Below are 17,919 nucleotides of genomic sequence, written 5' to 3' on the forward strand. Positions count from 1 at the left end.
GTGAGCGGAGTTCATCCGGCGGTTGACATGTTGCAGCGTGCGCTGCGGGATCAGACGATGCTGTGCGACGCGCTGGAAAGTGTTGCAGACCGGCTGCCGGACAAGGTTGCGCACGGTGAATGCCTGCACCTGCGCCGGGCGATCCCGCCGATCCTGACGGCCGTCCACCGGCTGGAAGAGGAGGTCATCCTCCCATGGATCAGGCAGCCTTGGCGAACGCCGGCCGGCTTGCCGGAAATCCTCAACCAGATCCGCTACGAGCAGCTCGAGGAAGAGTGTTACGCCGAAGAACTCTGCGAGGCTTTGCGCGCCTATGGCACGGGGCTCTGCAAGCCATCGCCGGAAACGCTCGGCTACATTCTGCGTGGCTATTTCGATTGCGCCAGGCGGCGCATCCGGTTTGACTGCACCGTTCTGCTTCCGATGCTTTCCGCCGGCCCTGGGGCTACCTTGGCGGTTTAACCGCAGCGCGCCTTCAGGCGGTTCAGGCTCGGGACCGTGATGTGGCGGTTTGCAACGACAGAAATCACCCCATCGGTTCGCAGCTTGGTGATCTGGCGCGATACCGTCTCGATCGTCAGGCCGAGAAACTCGGCGATATCGATACGCGACAGAGGCAGATCGAACGCGGTGCTGTCGCGTGCTTCGGGGCCGGTCGATGGATCGATGTGGCCGGCGATGAGGTAAAGCAGGCTCGCGACCTTTTCGGCTGCGGTCTTTTGCCCAAGCGTGACCATCCAGTCCCTGGCCTCGTCGAGCTCGCGCAGAACCTGGCTGAAAAGCCGCTGTTCCATCTGCGGATACTCGGCCACCAGCCGTTCGAAGGCCGCGCGCGGAACTTCGCAGAGCTCGACATCGGATGCGGCTTCCGCCGTCACTGCGTTTTCGCGGCCAAACAGCCGGCCGAGGAAATCCGGCGCGAACTGGAGGCCGACAACCTGCTGGCGGCCGTTTTCGAGCACTTTGGTCAGTTTGACGACGCCGCGCATGACGTTGGCATAGGACTGGATCGGGGTTTCCTCGCCAGCCAGCAATTTGCCTGCTTGATGCCGGGTCATGCGGGTGTGCTTTGCCATGGCAAGCAATTGCCCGGCGTCCAACGCACCGCACAATCCCTTGTGACGCACTTCGCAGCTTCGACAGAGGAGGGGGGTGTCTGAGTTATGAATATCGATACGGGCGGCTTCTGACAGTTGGGTTCCCCAATGCGTGGTCAAATCTGCAACTAAAGCACGACTAGCAGATTTTGCTCGTATCTGCCGCTGTGAAGTGGGGTAGCGGCACGGACCTTTCGTCGCGGGCCGCTGCTGTGGTGCTGCTCCCCGGTAGGTCGTGTAATCTACACGGGCAGGTGAGGATCCACTGACACCAGAACCGGCCGGGATGATCCTTTCGATTCTAAACAGAATTTAATTCTGGCGAGGTGATTGCTGACACCGTGTTGCCCGGTTCAAGGTCATTTATGACCGTCAATAGTCGCATAATTCTGGCGTTCGAGAAAAGCGTTGTTCCCACTGAAGGAAAACGACATGCGGTACCCGAATTCTCTCCTTTTCGTCGTTGCCGTTGCCGCAGGTGTTTTTCTTGGGCGTGCCGAACTCAGCCCCTATTTGCCTGAAAGAGTCGCACGCTTTCTGTCTATGGATTCAGCCGAAAGCAAACCGAGCGGCGAGATCGACAAGAAGAAAGGCGCGGTTGGGCAAATGCGTAACGTCATGACCGTCAACACGACAACGGCAAAAGCCGGTTCGTTGCCGGTGACGCGCAGTTCGCTCGGAATCATCGTTCCGTTCGCGTCCACGGCCCTGTCCAGTCCGGCGGCGGGCACCGTCGCGCAGATCTTGGTCAAGGACGGTGCCGATGTCACGGCCGGCACTTTGCTGGTGCAGCTCGACGACCGCACGATCAATGCAAATATAGCGCGGGACACCGCGACGCTTGCCAAGGACCAGGCGGCACTCGACGAGGCCAATACAAACCTGAAACGGATGGAGGCGCTGAGCAATGACGGCGCAGAAACCCGTCAGCAATATGATGATGCAGTTGCGGCCGCAAAACAGGCACAGGCCGCAATCGGCGTCGATAATGCCACGCTTGCAGCCGACAAGGTCGCGCTGACGCAGACGCAGATTCGCGCACCCTTCGACGGCAAGCTGGGAGTGATCCTGTTTTCACCCGGTGCCTATGTCGCGCCGGGTCAAGATATCGTCACGCTGACGCAGATGAAGCCGGTCTATGCGGAGTTTACGTTACCCGAAACGGATCTCGATCTCGCCCGGCAGGCGCTTGCAGGCGGGCAGCTCAATGTCAGAATTTCTCCGACATTGTCCCAGGATAAGACGGCGGAAGAGACCGGGCCGATCGTGTTCATCGACAACGCGGTGGATGCCCCGTCCGGTACGTTCAAGATGCGGGCGCGTCTTGAAAATTCGGACGGAACATTCTGGCCGGGGCAGTCGCTGAGTGTCACGGTCACCGCCGGCGAACAGAAAGATCTCGTCCTGGTGCCGTCCGTCTCCGTGCAGCCGCAGAGCGATGGAGCTGTCTGCTACGTCGTCAAGCAGGATAAGACCGTCGAAGTGCGCAAGGTGAAAGTCGCCTTTGCCGTCGGGGACACGACCGGTATCTCCGCTGGCCTCAAGGAGGGCGAGATCGTGGTGACCGAGGGGCAGGCGGGGCTGGTGGACGGAACGCATGTCGAGATCTTCTCGGCGCCGGCGGCCGCACCTGAGACGGTGGCTGAAAGCGGGGCCGAAGCCGGAGCGGTCGAATGAACATCTCCGAAATCTTCATCCGGCGTCCGGTCGCGACAATCCTCTTGATCGTGGGTGTTTTCCTCGCAGGCGCTTCCGCCTATACGAACCTGCCTGTCGCCGCGCTGCCGCAGGCCGATTTCCCAACCATCAACGTCTCGGCACAGCTCGCCGGTGCCTCGCCGGACACGATGGCCAGTTCCGTCGCCACGCCCTTGATCAAGCAGTTCGAAACGATCGCCGGGATCGATACGATCAGCGCCAGCTCGTCACTCGGCAATACCCAGATCACGATCCAGTTCAATCTTTCGCGCGACATAGATGCGGCCGCCGCGGACGTCCAGGCAGCGATTGCCAGAGCCGAACGGCAATTACCGGACAATCTCACCGCGCCACCGAGCTATCGCAAGGCAAACCCGGCCGATGCAGCGGTGCTGATCCTGGCTCTGACCGGCGACGGCGCCGCGCTGACGAAAATGGACGACGTCGCGGAAAACATCATTTCGCCGGCGCTCTCGACGATTTCCGGCGTGGCGCAGGCACAGGTCTATGGCGCCAAGGCCTATGCTGTGCGGATCGAGGTCGATCCACACAAGCTGGAGGCCCGTGGTCTTTCCCTTGACGGACTGGCGACGACGGTTGCTGCCGCCAATGATCAGTCCCCCGTCGGTACCTTGCAAAACAAGTCACAGGCGCTGACCGTCGATGTGGCGACGCAGCGCAGCGATGCCGAAGCGTTCCGAACCCTGATCATCGCCCAGCCGGGCGGCCGTATCGTGCGGCTGGACGATGTCGCCGATGTCGTGGACAGCGCTTCGATCGTCAACCAGGGAAGCTGGCTTGATGGAAAGCCGGCCATTGCGCTGGCAGTACAACGCCAGCCGGGCGCCAATACTGTGGCGGTGGTCGATGCCATTCTGGCAAAAGTCCCGGAACTTCAGGCCAATCTTCCGGCAAACATGCACATCAACATCGTCAACGACGCTTCTGTCTCGATCCGCGCCGCAGTGTCCGATGTCGAGACGACGCTGATGATTACCATCGGCCTCGTTGTCCTTATCATCTATCTCTTCCTCCGGCGGGTTGCGGCCACGCTTATTCCAGCGCTCGCCGTACCGCTGTCGCTGGTGGCGACATTGGGCGCCATGCATGCGCTCGGCTTCTCGATCGACAATATCTCGCTTTTAGGGCTCACCCTTTCGGTCGGGCTCGTCGTCGATGATGCCATTGTCATGCTGGAGAATATCGTCCGCAAGGTGGAGGAAGGCATGGCGCCGCTTGAGGCGGCGATCGAAGGTAGCCGGGAGGTCACCGGCACCATTATTTCGATGTCGATTTCGCTGGTCGCCGTCTTCCTGCCGATCCTGTTGATGGGCGGCATCGTCGGGCGCGTGCTCAACGAGTTCGGCGTCGTCGTCACATTGGCAATCCTGGCTTCGGCGACGGTGTCGCTGACCGTGACCCCGATGCTTGCGGCCCGGCTGCCGCACCGGGATACGCAGCAGCTGAAGCGCCAAGGGGGATTCGACAGGGTAACAGCTGCCTACGGCCGGGCCGTCGGCTGGTGTCTGAGCCATCGCGCAATTGTCATGCTGGTGTTCGCCGCCACGTTTGTTGCGTCCGGTTGGATGTTTGCAAGCCTGCCGCGCAGCTTTTTCCCTTCCGAAGATATCGGTATCCTGACGATCTCGACGCAGGCCCGCCAGGATATATCCTATCAGGCGATGAGCACATTGCAGGCCCGCGCTGCGGCCATCGTCTCCAGCGATCCGAGCGTCGCGCATGTGACCTCGACACTCGGTGCCGGACCTGGCGGATCGGCGCTCAATTCCGGGTCGCTTCTGGTTCAACTGAAACCGCGCACCACGCGTCCGCCGCTTGATACGACCCTGCAGGCCTTGCGCCATTCGCTCTCGCAGATCGCCGGATTGAAGACCTTCATCACGCCCCAGCAGAGCCTGCGTTTTGGTGGGCGCAGCACACAGAGCCTGTACCAAGTCGTCCTGCAATCGATCGATGCTGCGGCAGCACGGCAATGGTCGCAAACGCTCGGTGATGCGATGCGGGCTGATACCGCCCATTTTGTCGATGTTGCCACCGACCTGCAGAACAATGCGCTTCAGGCCCATGTCACCGTCGACAACGACCGGGCAAACAGCCTCGGAATTTCGTCTCAGGCACTGCGCACGACGCTGGAGGCGGCATTCGGCAGCTATGTTGTCACGCAGATCCAGACGACCGGCAACAGCTATGACGTTATCATCGAGTATGATCAGTCGCTGGACTGGAACGAGCAGTCCCTGTCGGCAATCCGGATTGCGTCCGCGTCCGGGACGCTTGTGCCGTTGTCGAGCTTTGCCCGCGTGACACGCGAGGCAGGGCCGGTTACCGTCAACCAGACGGGCCAGCTCACCGCAGTCACCCTGTCGTTCAATCTGCCGAAAGGCGTGTCACTCGGAACAGTAACCGCGCGCGTCGATGCGCTCAAGCAGCAGATCAATCTTCCTGCAACCGTGACGACGAACTATGCCGGGGCCGCCCAGATTTTCGAGCAGGCCAGCGGCAATACGGGGCTGTTGATCGGCGCAGCCGTCCTGATCATCTATGTGGTGCTGGGGGTCTTCTACGAAAGCTTCCTGCACCCGCTGACCATTCTCTCCGGCCTGCCCTCCGCAGCGTTCGGAGCGCTGCTGACCTTGAAGATCTTCGGCTTCGATCTGTCGATCATCGCCTTGGTCGGTTTGCTGATGCTCATCGGTATCGTCAAGAAGAATGCGATCATGATGATCGATGTCGCACTGACACTGCAGCGCGACGAAAATCACGAAACGCACGAGGCCATCCATCTGGCCGCCGTGCGCCGCTTCCGGCCGATCATGATGACGACGTTCTGCGCACTCCTCGGCGCGTTGCCGGTGGCGATCGGAACCGGCGCCAGCTCGGAATTGCGCCAACCGCTCGGGGTTGCGGTTGTTGGCGGGCTTCTGGTCAGCCAGGTGCTGACGCTGTTCATCACGCCGGTCATCTTCGTCGAGATCGAACGGTTGTCCGCCTTTGCCCGGTCGCTCTGGTCACGCAAGGGCGTGGCGGCGCCAGCGGAGTAACTTCTCGGAGGCGAGTATCGGTGAGTGTTCTTGCCTGTCAGTAGGTCAATCACTTGGGCCGCACCAGCCAGGCAGATGTCTTGCTGACTTGGTTCTGGCAAGTTTGAGGGCGGCGATTTCGGCGTCCTTGAAATCTCTGCGCAGCAATTTCGCATCGATGCGGTTTCTCAAGAAATCTGCCCACATGAACTCGCTGAATGGCGTGTTGTCCTTGGCATAGCCGCCCGCGCCGCGAAGTGCGCCGGCCAGCGACCGGTAGGGATCGTCGATAAGGCCGGCCACGGATTTCGGCAGGCTGTTATGCGGCTGCCGCTCGCCTGCGGCATCGAACGGATAGGACCAGCGATAGTGATCCATCACTGACCAGAACTCCGTTTTGCCGAGATCGCTGAGATCGGCAACGACGCTGGTCAGGACATGCGCGACGCCTTCTTCCTGCAAAGCCCTGACGAGATGATGGTGATCGATCAGATAGGCATGCTTCTTCCAGCCGATGACGACTGGGACCATATGACGGCCGAGAAAATCGGCGCCGTCATGTCCGGAAATCTCGCGCCATTCCAGGCTTTTGCAGGCCACTTCGCGAAAGCCGACCGTCATTTGCGTCGGCCGCAGGCTCGCAATCGCCACGGGTTGCAGATGGGGTTCGTAGGTTTGCGTCATTGGGCATCTCCGGTGCTTGATGCTTGGGACAGAACGGCTGAAACTGCATCATCCACGCTGACGCTGCAACGCCCGGCAAGCTCAGGCGCTGCGGCCATGATCAGATCGCGGGCCCGGTCGTGCACACGGGCATATTGCGCGCGCTTGCCGGAGGCCTTGACCGTCGCGTCGAATTCCAACAGGGCGTCGAGCGCCGTGCTGTCGAGATCAAAACTCTCCTCCAGGCTGACGACCACGCAATCGCTGTCGCGTTCCGCACGAACGTGGGTGGCGATCGTGTTCAAAACGGCATCCGCATTGGCGAAAAACAGGGGCTGCGCCGGCCGCCAGACGGTGACCCCGGAAACTGAGACCGCGTCGGCATGGCGGGCGATATCGACAAAATCGTGGCCCCCAGCGAGCCTTCCGAGACGGGCCACATAAGGCGATGCCATGCGTCTGAGCAGTGCTGCCAACGACAACGCGATCGCGACCAGCATGCCATCGAGAACCCCGAACACCAGCACACCGAGTGCAGCACCCAGCGCGATGTAACCATCGCGTTTCAGCCGCCACAGGTGCAACAACGGCATCGGGTCGAGTGCATGGGTCAATGCGGCGATCACCACTGCCGCCAACACGGGCTGGGGAAGAAGGGCGACAGGTCCGGAAGCAAAGATGATCATCAGTGTCAGGCCGAGCGCTGCGAAGACGGCGGTCGCCCGGCTTTGTGCGCCTGCCGCCTCGCTGGCAGCACCTGCCGAAAACCCGGCCCCGACCGGCATGCCCTGGACGACGGCGCTGGCAAGATTTGCCAGGCCAAGGGCCCCCAGCTCCCGATTCGCTTCCACGGGCTCATTGTGGCGCAGCGAGAACGAGCGGATGGTGCCCCAGGACTCTGCAAAGAGAATAAGCACCAGCGGCAGCACGAAAGGCATCAGTGTGATGATTTCGGACCACTGGCGCGACGAGAAATCCGGCCAAGCGGGCAGAAGCGGGATAGAGCCGACAAGGGCAACACTGCGGTGGGAGAGATCAAAGATGGCCGAGACGGCGATGCCGCCGCAGAGCACGAGAAACGCACCGGGAAGGAATGGAACGCGGCGGAGCCCGATCAGGGCCACGAGAGCCGTTGCGCCGATAAGAACGCTGGGCAGATGCCAATGTGGCACCGAGGAAACCAAGCCCGTAACGAGGTTCAGAATGTCGGATGCATTGACCTGCACCCCGGCCAGAACCGGTATCTGGCGCAAGATGATGGTGATCGCCAGCCCGAACGCGAAACCGCGCAACACGGGCCTTGAGATGAAACCTGCGAGATTTCCGAGCCGGACCATCGATGCGAACAGGAAGAGAGCGCCGACGAGTGCGACCAGGACCGTGGCGAGCAACGCCTTGTCGTCGACTGAACCCGGTAGCGTCAGCAGTGTCGCGGCAAGGATGGCGGCGGAGGAAGATGTCGGGCTGACAATTGCAAAGCGGCTTTGCCCAACTAGCCCATAGGCGAGGCAGCCGGCAATGGCAGCGCAGATCGCCCGCTGCGGCGGCAAGCCGGCAATCCCGGCATAGGCGACAGCTTCGGGCAGCATCAATCCCGCTACTGACAGACCCGCGATCCAGTCTCCTTTGCGCATTGCGGGCCGGTTCTCCTGTGCTTTCACGACAAGGAAGGTACCACAGGTTGCCTTGCATCCGGCTTTACCCTGCAACACGTCCTAAGACGGTCACCAGAGCCTGGCCGCCGTGCTTGCGGCGCGGGGTACTGCGGCATCCAGGAGAGGAGTATCCTGCAAAATACAATCAATTTCATGTGCATCCGTCAACATCATTGACGACCGAACAATCAATGGTCCGCGCCAGGTTTCGAAATGGATTAGAGTTTAGGTTTTGGCGCACCGGACCGCGGTGATGGTCCGTCGCGGCTGACGTATACATGCCAGCCCCAAGCATGCAGCCTGCGCTGCATGTTCGGGGCTGGCAGGCCGTTTATGCCATGCGGCGAATGTTGGCTTGAAGCTGCTGAGCCTGATTTTGCAGGACAGCGTAGCGAGCTGCCGGTATCGCACCGTTGTTGCGATCAGCTACTGCCATCGCTTCGTGGCGTATCCAGGTATCGTCAGCCTTGAGGCGCTGATATTCAGCGCGTGTGAGAAGACCCCGTGCCCTATCCGCATTCATACTTTGATTGTCAGCACGAAGCTCACTGAGAATTGTATTCAGTCGTGATCCGGAAGCATAACCGACGGTGTAGGCGGGAACAACAAAGGTCGGGGTCGCACTGTCATCCGTGGTGATGTCATCGTCCCCAAGCAATGAACGGTCCTGACGACCGTCGGAGTGGCGATCAAAATCATGACCGTGATCATGGCTGGGATCGCCGTGGGAGCCGGCGAAAGCAACACCGATGGATGCCGAGATGAAAAGTGCGGACATTGTTGCGGTTTTTGCAAAAGAGAACATTTGCGTTACCTCTGATATAAAGACGTTTTTCACACGTCTCTTGATAGGAAGCCATCTTATAGTGTCGCGTCACGGCCCGATCGCCGCCGGCAATACATGACTTCGCTGAGGAATATACTGCTCGATGCGAATAAGATCATGTTAAATTAAAGTAATATTCAGATTTTCCCCATCGCCATAATTTCGATCGATTATGGGAAAGGTTATCTCGCACAAGTATCGGCAAACTGGCCGGTGGCGGGAAACGGCAAAGTGTCAGCCTGCGCCGTGGCGCTCCCAAGGCACACCCGTGGTTGGTTCTCCAACACTGTTTAGCCGTCCCGACTATTCGGCTGGTTCAATATTTTTACGCGGGGATCAACACGGTGGATCCAGCCGAGGCTGCCAGATGAGCGCGCGCTCTCCCAAAAGTCCCTATGAGATTTTTATATCTCTCCCCGGCGCCCCGTCTCGAACGCTAATGCGGTTCGGCGGCATATTGAGCGTGGAATTCAGGCCCCGGATCTTGCGTCGCGCATGATCGGACGGGGCCTCTTTCGCGTCGCCGCCCTCCTTTGAAGAGGAGGGAAAGATGAAATTCAACAAAAGGAGCCTGAATCGATGATGGATATTGTCTTGGTCGGGATCGGTGTTTTGTTTTTCGCGCTGTCGTTTGCCTATACGCGGGCCTGCGACCGTCTCTAATTCGAAGGATTAAGAGAAATGCTTGTCGATTATGTGCTCGGAGCCGGCGTGACCGTGTTTCTCCTCGCTTATCTGACCTACGCCCTCATTCGCCCTGAGCGCTTCTAACAACGCCAGGTTCGGAAAGTTATTGCCATGACACTCAACGGATGGATCCAGATCCTCATCTTCTGCGGGATCGTCATTTTGCTCATCAAGCCGCTCGGCGCCTATATGACGCGCGTCTTCGGTGGCGAGCGCACATTGCTGTCGCCTCTTTTTGCCCCGATCGAACGCGGCCTTTACCGGCTGTCCGGCACCAGCGAGAAGGAAGAGCAGCACTGGACGAGTTATGTGTTCTCCCTGCTTCTGTTCAATCTCGCCGGCTTTGCCGTTCTCTATGCGCTGCAGCGGTTTCAGGGCTTCCTGCCGTTCAATCCTGCGGGCATGACGGCTGTCGGGCCTGAGCTTTCGTTCAATACCGCTACCAGTTTCGTCGCCAACACCAACTGGCAGAATTATGGTGGCGAAAGCACGATGTCCTATCTCGTGCAGATGGCCGGTCTGACGGTGCAGAATTTTGCTTCCGCCGCAACCGGCATGGCCATCGCCGTTGCGCTCATCCGTGGTTTCGCGCGCGCATCGGGCAAGTCGATCGGTAATTTCTGGGTCGATATGACCCGCGCCACGCTCTACATCCTTATGCCAATCTGCATCGTTCTGACGATTGCCTATGTCTATCTTGGCGTACCGCAGACGCTTGGCGCCTACGTGACGGCAACGACGATCGAGGGTGCGCAGCAGACCATTGCGCTTGGCCCGGTCGCCTCGCAATTGGCAATCAAGATGCTCGGCACCAATGGCGGCGGCTTCTTCAATGCCAACTCCGCGCATCCCTTTGAAAATCCGGGCGCGATCTCCAACCTCATCCAGATGGTGACGATCTTTGCCATCGGTGCAGCCTTCACCAACGTCTTTGGCCGCATGGTCGGAAACCAGCGCCAGGGTTGGGCAATCTTCGCCGCGATGGGCGTGCTCTTCCTCGCCGGTGTCACGGTGACCTACTGGGCCGAAGCTGCGGGCAATCCGCTGGTTCATGCCATGGGTATCGATGGCGGCAACATGGAGGGCAAAGAAGTCCGGTTCGGCATCGTCCTGTCGTCATTGTTCGCAGTCGTGACGACGGCCGCCTCCTGTGGGGCCGTCAATGCCATGCACGGTTCGTTCACCGCATTGGGTGGCCTGATCCCGCTGATCAACATGGAACTGGGTGAAGTCATCATCGGCGGCGTTGGCGCCGGCTTGTACGGCATCCTGATGTTCGTCATCCTGACGGTGTTCGTCGCCGGCCTGATGGTTGGCCGCACGCCGGAATATCTCGGCAAGAAGATCGAGGCTAAGGAAGTCAAGATGGCCGTTCTCGCCATCCTCATCCTGCCAGCAACCATGCTTGGTTTCACCGCAGTCTCCGTCCTCCTGCCGACAGGCGTGGCGTCGATCGGAAATCCAGGACCGCACGGGTTCTCGGAAATCCTCTATGCCTATACCTCGGCTGCCGCCAACAACGGCTCGGCCTTCGGCGGTCTCACCGGCAACACGCCCTGGTATAATATCACGCTTGGCATCGCCATGCTGATGGGCCGTTTCCTGGTGATCATCCCGGCGCTCGCCATTGCCGGTTCGCTGGTGATGAAGAAGACGGCGCCGGCTTCGGCAGGGACGTTCCCGACCCATGGCCCGCTCTTCGTCGGCCTTTTGTGCGGCGTCATCCTGATCGTTGGTGGCTTGACTTTCTTCCCGGCACTGGCGCTCGGACCGATCGTCGAACATCTGGCGATGATATCAGGTCAAACCTTCTAGGTGCCGTGATGAACCGCTTGTTCCAGCAGAAATTCAAAAGGCTCCTCAACCCTCGCGACGGTGATCCGCCGCGAGCGGCGCCCCCGCAGGCCACCAGCATCATCATCGCCTTCATGCTGGTCCTGCTGGTGATCGGCGGTCTTGCCCACGCTTTTACCGAATTGTTCCACGGCTGACGCGGTCGCCGTGATGTCACACACAAAAGAAACTGGAGTTCTCTTATGAGCCAGTCCAAATCTGCGAGCCTGATGGACTCTCGCATCCTCATTCCGGCGATCGGCTCGGCTTTTGTCAAGCTTGATCCACGCACCCTTGCCAAGAACCCGGTGATGTTCGTCGTCGCTGTCGTCTCGACGCTGACAACCGTTCTGTTCCTGCGCGATCTCGTCACCGGTAGCGGCAACCTCGCCTTCTCGCTGCAGCTCAATATCTGGCTGTGGTTCACGGTGCTGTTTGCCAATTTTGCCGAAGCGGTTGCCGAAGGCCGGGGCAAGGCGCAGGCCGAATCGCTGCGCAAGACCCGTACCGAAACACAGGCTAAGCTTCTGACCGGAACGGATCTGAAGAGCTTCAAGATGGTATCCGGCACGACCCTCAAGGTCGGCGATATCGTTCTCGTTGAAGCCGGCGATATCATTCCGTCCGATGGAGAAGTCATCGAAGGGGTCGCTTCCGTCAACGAAGCCGCGATCACCGGCGAATCGGCGCCCGTCATCCGCGAATCCGGCGGCGACCGTTCGGCCGTCACCGGCGGCACGCAGGTCCTGTCGGACTGGATCCGGGTGCGCATCAGCGCCGCTGCCGGCTCCACCTTCATCGACCGGATGATCGCCCTAGTCGAAGGCGCCGAACGCCAGAAGACGCCCAACGAGATTGCCCTCAATATCCTTCTCGCTGGCATGACGCTGATCTTCGTTCTGGCCGTTGTGACGATCCCGAGCTTTGCCACCTATGCCGGCGGCTCCATTCCGGTGATCGTGCTCGTCGCTTTGTTCGTGACGCTGATCCCGACCACGATCGGCGCGCTTCTTTCGGCCATCGGCATTGCCGGCATGGACCGTCTGGTGCGTTTCAATGTTCTGGCCATGTCCGGCCGCGCCGTCGAGGCCGCCGGTGACATCGATACGCTACTGCTCGACAAGACCGGCACGATCACGCTCGGCAATCGCCAGGCAACCGAGCTTCGCCCGGTTTCCGGCGTGTCGCAGCAGGACCTTGCCGATGCAGCACAGCTGGCGTCGCTTGCCGATGAAACGCCGGAAGGCCGCTCCATCGTCGTGCTGGCCAAGGAGAAATACGGCATCCGCGCCCGCGACATGGCACAGCTGCACGCGACCTTCGTGCCGTTTACGGCGCAGAGCCGCATGAGCGGTGTCGATATCGAGGGCTCGTCGATCCGCAAGGGTGCTGTCGATGCGGTCCTGAGCTATGTCGCCAGCCAGAACACGGCGGCACGTCCTGACACAGTTCGCGAGATCCAGGCCATTGCCGACGAGATCGCCAAATCGGGTGGCACGCCGCTCGCCGTCGTGCGTGACGGCCGCCTGATGGGCGTCGTCCACCTGAAGGATATCGTCAAGGGCGGTATCCGCGAACGGTTTGCCGAACTGCGCCGCATGGGTATCCGCACGGTGATGATCACCGGCGACAACCCGATGACGGCGGCGGCCATCGCTGCCGAAGCCGGCGTCGATGATTTCCTGGCCCAGGCAACGCCGGAAAACAAGCTGTCGCTGATCCGCGAGGAACAGGCCAAGGGCAAGCTTGTCGCCATGTGCGGCGACGGCACCAACGATGCTCCGGCGCTTGCCCAGGCCGATGTCGGTGTCGCCATGAACACCGGTACAGTCGCAGCCCGCGAAGCCGGCAACATGGTCGATCTGGATTCCGACCCGACCAAGCTGATCGAGATTGTCGAGATCGGCAAACAGCTGCTGATGACCCGCGGTGCGCTGACGACATTCTCGATTGCCAACGATATCGCCAAGTATTTCGCCATTATCCCGGCGATGTTCCTGGCCTTTTATCCGCAGCTTTCGGCGCTGAACATCATGGGGCTTGCCTCGCCGCAAAGCGCCATCCTGTCGGCGATCATTTTCAACGCGCTGGTTATCGTCGCGCTGATCCCGCTGTCGCTACGCGGCGTCACCTATCGCGCCGTCGGCGCTGGTGCGCTTCTGTCGCGCAATCTGCTGATCTATGGCCTCGGCGGCATCATCGTACCGTTCATCGGCATCAAGGCCATCGACATGGCCATCACCGCCCTTGGCCTTGTGTAAAACGGTCTCGTTTAAAGGAATATTCCAATGCTGAAACAATTGAGACCCGCGCTGGTCATGATCGTTGCAATCACCGTCATTACCGGCCTTGCCTACCCGCTTGGCATGACAGGCATCACCCAGGCCCTGTTCCCGCATCAGGCCAATGGCAGTCTGATCGAAAAGGACGGGACCGTTGTCGGTTCCGCACTGATCGGTCAGGTCTTTACCGGGGATACCTACTTCCACGGCCGCCCGTCGGCTGCCGGCGATGGTTACAATGCCGCCTCGTCCAGCGGCTCCAACCTCGGGCCTACCAACCCGAAGCTGCTCGACCGCATCAAGGCGGAAGCGGAAGCTCTCAAGACTACCAATCCTGGCGCTGCGGTACCGATGGATCTGGTCACCGCTTCGGGCAGCGGTCTTGATCCGCACATCACACCGGAAGCCGCCTATTTCCAGGTTCCACGCGTCGCCAAGGCGCGTGGTATGGATGAGGGCAAGGTCCGCGCGCTGGTCGATCAGGCTGTCGAGGCCCGCGAACTCGGTATTCTCGGCGAGCCGGCCGTCAATGTCTTGGCGCTGAACATGGCGCTTGATAAAGCTGTCTAAGCCTGTTCGCTCCGGCATCGCGCTTCGACAAGGAGGCGCGATGCCGGTGGTGATCTGGGAATGGAACCTGTCCCAAACCCTCTGGGCTTTTGGGACATGTCCGGTATGGTCGAAAGCGGCATCCTGCCGCTTTTCGGCATTGATGAGGAAAGACGAGCGCGCATGCGGGACGATGTTCGCGATATGGATGGAAGACCGTCTCCCGATGCCCTGTTGCAGCGGGCGGAGCAGGAAACGCGCGGCCGCCTGAAAATCTTTCTGGGCGCAGCACCCGGGGTCGGCAAGACCTATGAGATGCTGACCTCCGGCCATGCCAAAAAGGCCGATGGCGTCGACGTGGTGATCGGCGTGGTCGAAACCCATGGCCGCAAGGAGACCCAGGCGCTTGCCGGTGGGTTCGAGATCATTGCCCGCACGCCGATCGAATACAAGGGCCGTCATCTCGAGGAAATGGATATCGATGCCATTCTCGCCCGGCGCCCCGGCCTCGTTCTTGTCGATGAACTGGCCCATACCAATGCACCCGGTAGCCGGCATCCAAAGCGCTACATGGATGTGCAGGAACTGTTGTCGCGCGGCATCGACGTCTACTCGACGCTCAACATCCAGCATGTCGAAAGCTTGAATGACGTCGTCGCCCAGATCACCCGCATCCGCGTGCGCGAAACCGTCCCCGATTCAATCATCGACCGAGCCGACGATATCGAGATCATCGATCTGACGCCGGAGGACCTGATCAAGCGCCTGCACGATGGCAAGGTCTATATTCCGAAGACGGCGCAGCGGGCGCTGGAAAACTATTTCTCGCCGGGAAATCTGACAGCCCTGCGCGAACTCGCACTTCGCCAGACCGCGCAGCGCGTGGACGATCAACTGCTGACGCATATGCAGGCGAACGCGATTTCCGGCCCTTGGGCGGCGGGTGACCGCGTATTGGTCTGCATCGATGACAAGCCGCGCAGCACGTCCCTGGTGCGCTATGCGGCCCGCCTGGCGGACCGCCTGCGGGCTCCGTTGGTGGCGCTGCATGTAGAAACGTCACGGTCGATTCATCTTTCAGAGGCCGCGCGCGACCGTATCGCCGCGACGCTGCGGCTGGCCGAGCGGCTGGGCGCCGAAGCGCTGACCAGGCCGGGTTCCGAAGAGGCCGAGGAGATCGTCCGGGTCGCCGCGTCCAGCAACGTCACGCACATCATCGCCGGAACGCCGAGAACATCAGGATGGCGGGAATGGCTGCACGGCTCGGTGACCAGCCGTCTTATCCGGCGGGCCGGAAATATCAGCGTCCATGTCATCGCCGGTGACGACCGCGAGGGCGAATCCGTTGCAACGGGTGTCAAGACCGTCCCGGCTTCAACCCAGTTCAAGATCAAGCCCTATGCGCTGGCAACGCTTTATGCCGGCTGCGCTCTGGGCGTGGGTTTTCTGCTCGATCAGTCGCTCGACGTGCGCAACATCGCACTGGTTTTCCTGATGGCGGTTTTGACCACGGCGGTGACCAAGGGTCTGCGGCCGGCTCTCTATGCCAGCGTCATTAGCGCCGTCGCCTTGAATTTCTTCTTCCTGCAGCCGCTCTATACGCTCGATATCAGCGATCCCGACAGCGTTGTCGCGTTCGTTCTTTTCTTCATCGTAGCGATCATTGCCAGCAACCTGACGGCCAGCGTCCAGCGGCAGGCGGCCGCCGCACGGTTGCGGGCGCGTACCACCGAAGATCTTTACTTGTTCAGCAAGAAGCTGGCGGGCACCGGTACGCTGGACGATGTGCTCTGGGCGACCGCATTTCAGCTGGCCTCGATGCTGAAAGTGCGGGTGGTATTGCTGTTGCCGGAGGAGGGGACGATCGCGGTCAAAGCCGGCTATCCGCCCGACGATACGCTCGACGATGCAGACATCGCTGCGGCCCGCTGGGCCTGGGAGCACAATCGTGCCGCCGGACGCGGTGCCGATACGTTGCCAGGCGCTAAACGTCTCTATGTGCCCTTACGCACCGGCCGCGCCGCCGTCGGCGTCATCGGTCTCGACAATGACCGGCAGGGACCGTTGCTCAGCCCAGAGCAGCAGCGGCTGCTGGATGCACTCGCCGATCAGGCGGCGCTTGCCATCGAGCGCGTGCAGCTTGTGGCCGATGTCGATAATGCGCGGCTTGCTGAAGAAGCCGGACGGCTGCGCTCAGCCTTGCTGACCTCGATTTCGCACGACCTGAAGACACCCCTTGCCGCTATCATGGGTGCTGCCGGAACCTTGCGCGACTACCAGTCCGCTCTGCCGGAGGAAGACCGCGTCGAGCTTCTGACCACGGTGACCGACGAATCCGAACGGCTGAACCGGTTTATTGCCAATCTGCTCGACATGACCCGGATCGAATCCGGCGCCATGGAGCCGAACGCCGCCTTTCACTATACCGGCGATATCGTCGGCAGCGCGCTGCGCAGGGCACGCAAGATTCTGGCCGGTCATACTGTTGACGTCGAGGTTCCCGCCGATCTGCCGATGATCAGGGTCGATCCGGTGCTGTTCGAACAGGTACTGTTCAACCTGCTCGACAACGCCGCCAAATATGCGCCGGAAGGATCGACGATCCGCGTGCGGGCCGAAAGCAATGGCGAACGCGTCCTGATCCGCATGTCCGATGAAGGGCCGGGTATTCCGCAGGGTGATCTGGAACGGGTTTTCGATACGTTCTACAGGGTGCGCAAGGGCGATCATGTTCGGGCTGGAACCGGGCTTGGCCTCTCGATCTGCCGTGGTTTCGTCGAGGCGATGGGCGGTAGCATTGCTGCGGAAAACCGCATCGACCACTCCGGTGCCGTCTTTACCATCAGCCTGCCACTGCTTCCGAATGCCCCCAATCTGAAGGACATGAAATGACGCTTTCAGCGGTGAAGATTCTGGTCGTCGATGACGAGCCGCCCATCCGCCGGCTGCTGCGCGTCGGCCTGGCAACGCAGGATTATGCCGTCAGCGAAGCCGGCAATGGCAAGGTGGCGCGCGAAAGCGTGAAAAACGAGCAACCGGACCTGATCCTGCTCGATCTCGGCCTGCCGGACATGCCCGGCCACGATCTGCTACGCGGCTGGCGCGAGGAGGGTCTGACATTACCGATCGTCATCCTGTCGAGCCGTACCGACGAGGCCGGCATCGTCAAGGCGCTTGAACTCGGTGCCGACGATTACGTCACCAAACCCTTCGGCATGAACGAACTGGTGGCACGTATCCGCGTGGCGTTGCGCCACCGGCTGCAGCAGCAGGGGGAAAAGCCACTGTTCCAGACCGGCGGCCTGTCGGTCGATCTGGTCAAGCGCATCGTTAAGGTGGATGGCCGCGAGGTCAAACTGTCACCGAAGGAATACGATATCCTGCGCATCCTTGTGCAGCACGCCGGCAAGGTGCTGACGCACAAGTTTCTGCTGAAAGAGGTTTGGGGCAATGCCGACGACGTGCAGTATCTGCGCGTCTATGTACGCCAGCTGCGCCAGAAGATCGAGCTGACGCCGGACCAGCCGCAATATATCACCACCGAAACCGGCGTCGGCTACCGCCTGCGCGAAGCCGACCTGTAGCCAG

Annotated in this window: 14 protein-coding genes; 10 read left to right on the forward strand and 4 right to left on the reverse strand. The window is 60.7% G+C overall.

Annotation, left to right across the window (positions count from 1 at the left end):
- Positions 1 to 27: 27 nt before the first annotated feature.
- Positions 28 to 462: a hemerythrin domain-containing protein gene (locus ACP7E6_RS16210; RefSeq protein ID WP_426230792.1), complete on the forward strand. Its 435-nt coding sequence runs from the start codon at positions 28 to 30 to the stop codon at positions 460 to 462.
- Here ACP7E6_RS16210 and ACP7E6_RS16215 read toward each other — a convergent pair.
- Positions 459 to 1,076, reverse strand: a complete 618-nt coding sequence (locus ACP7E6_RS16215; RefSeq protein ID WP_426230793.1) for a Crp/Fnr family transcriptional regulator — start codon at positions 1,074 to 1,076, stop codon at positions 459 to 461. The two genes, ACP7E6_RS16210 and ACP7E6_RS16215, sit on opposite strands and share 4 nt — an antisense overlap.
- A gap of 453 nt (positions 1,077 to 1,529) precedes the next feature.
- On the opposite strand from ACP7E6_RS16215, the gene ACP7E6_RS16220 reads away from it, so the two are divergent.
- A complete protein-coding gene (locus ACP7E6_RS16220) occupies positions 1,530 to 2,774 on the forward strand; it encodes an efflux RND transporter periplasmic adaptor subunit (protein ID WP_426230794.1) in 1,245 nt (414 codons plus the stop codon).
- Complete coding sequence (locus tag ACP7E6_RS16225; RefSeq protein WP_426230795.1) at positions 2,771 to 5,857, forward strand: efflux RND transporter permease subunit; 3,087 nt, start codon at positions 2,771 to 2,773, stop codon at positions 5,855 to 5,857. The genes ACP7E6_RS16220 and ACP7E6_RS16225 overlap by 4 nt, the downstream gene beginning before the upstream one ends.
- Positions 5,858 to 5,902: 45 nt before the next feature.
- Here ACP7E6_RS16225 and ACP7E6_RS16230 read toward each other — a convergent pair whose 3' ends face one another.
- The 3 genes from ACP7E6_RS16230 to ACP7E6_RS16240 form a co-directional block, all read right to left on the reverse strand.
- The gene (locus ACP7E6_RS16230) at positions 5,903 to 6,520 is read right to left on the reverse strand and encodes a ParB-like protein (protein ID WP_426230796.1); all 618 of its coding nucleotides are present in this window, start codon (positions 6,518 to 6,520) and stop codon (positions 5,903 to 5,905) included.
- Positions 6,517 to 8,133: a SulP family inorganic anion transporter gene (locus ACP7E6_RS16235; protein WP_426230797.1), complete on the reverse strand. Its 1,617-nt coding sequence runs from the start codon at positions 8,131 to 8,133 to the stop codon at positions 6,517 to 6,519. The genes ACP7E6_RS16230 and ACP7E6_RS16235 overlap by 4 nt, the downstream gene beginning before the upstream one ends.
- 352 nt (positions 8,134 to 8,485) lie before the next feature.
- A complete protein-coding gene (locus tag ACP7E6_RS16240) occupies positions 8,486 to 8,959 on the reverse strand; it encodes a hypothetical protein (RefSeq protein WP_426230798.1) in 474 nt (157 codons plus the stop codon).
- A gap of 702 nt (positions 8,960 to 9,661) precedes the next feature.
- Between ACP7E6_RS16240 and kdpF the strand changes: the two genes are divergently transcribed.
- From kdpF to ACP7E6_RS16275, 7 genes are all read left to right on the forward strand, one after another.
- Entirely contained in the window at positions 9,662 to 9,751 is a 90-nt protein-coding gene (gene kdpF, locus ACP7E6_RS16245; protein ID WP_037103661.1) for a K(+)-transporting ATPase subunit F, read from the forward strand.
- A 27-nt stretch (positions 9,752 to 9,778) separates the two neighbouring features.
- Complete coding sequence (gene kdpA, locus ACP7E6_RS16250; RefSeq protein WP_426230799.1) at positions 9,779 to 11,482, forward strand: potassium-transporting ATPase subunit KdpA; 1,704 nt, start codon at positions 9,779 to 9,781, stop codon at positions 11,480 to 11,482.
- A gap of 8 nt (positions 11,483 to 11,490) precedes the next feature.
- Entirely contained in the window at positions 11,491 to 11,658 is a 168-nt protein-coding gene (locus ACP7E6_RS16255; RefSeq protein WP_318415949.1) for a hypothetical protein, read from the forward strand.
- A gap of 45 nt (positions 11,659 to 11,703) precedes the next feature.
- Positions 11,704 to 13,761 (forward strand): potassium-transporting ATPase subunit KdpB, encoded by a 2,058-nt coding sequence (kdpB, locus tag ACP7E6_RS16260; RefSeq protein ID WP_426230800.1) that lies wholly within the window; start codon positions 11,704 to 11,706, stop codon positions 13,759 to 13,761.
- A gap of 27 nt (positions 13,762 to 13,788) precedes the next feature.
- Positions 13,789 to 14,352: a potassium-transporting ATPase subunit KdpC gene (gene kdpC / locus ACP7E6_RS16265; protein ID WP_426230801.1), complete on the forward strand. Its 564-nt coding sequence runs from the start codon at positions 13,789 to 13,791 to the stop codon at positions 14,350 to 14,352.
- A 162-nt stretch (positions 14,353 to 14,514) separates the two neighbouring features.
- Positions 14,515 to 17,223: a DUF4118 domain-containing protein gene (locus tag ACP7E6_RS16270; RefSeq protein WP_426231174.1), complete on the forward strand. Its 2,709-nt coding sequence runs from the start codon at positions 14,515 to 14,517 to the stop codon at positions 17,221 to 17,223.
- The gene (locus ACP7E6_RS16275; RefSeq protein ID WP_426230802.1) at positions 17,220 to 17,915 is read left to right on the forward strand and encodes a response regulator transcription factor; all 696 of its coding nucleotides are present in this window, start codon (positions 17,220 to 17,222) and stop codon (positions 17,913 to 17,915) included. Before ACP7E6_RS16270 ends, ACP7E6_RS16275 begins: the two co-directional genes overlap by 4 nt.
- Positions 17,916 to 17,919: the final 4 nt, after the last annotated feature.

Origin of the sequence: Pararhizobium sp. DWP3-4 (assembly GCF_049898205.1) — a bacterium.
Lineage (GTDB): Bacteria > Pseudomonadota > Alphaproteobacteria > Rhizobiales > Rhizobiaceae > Pararhizobium.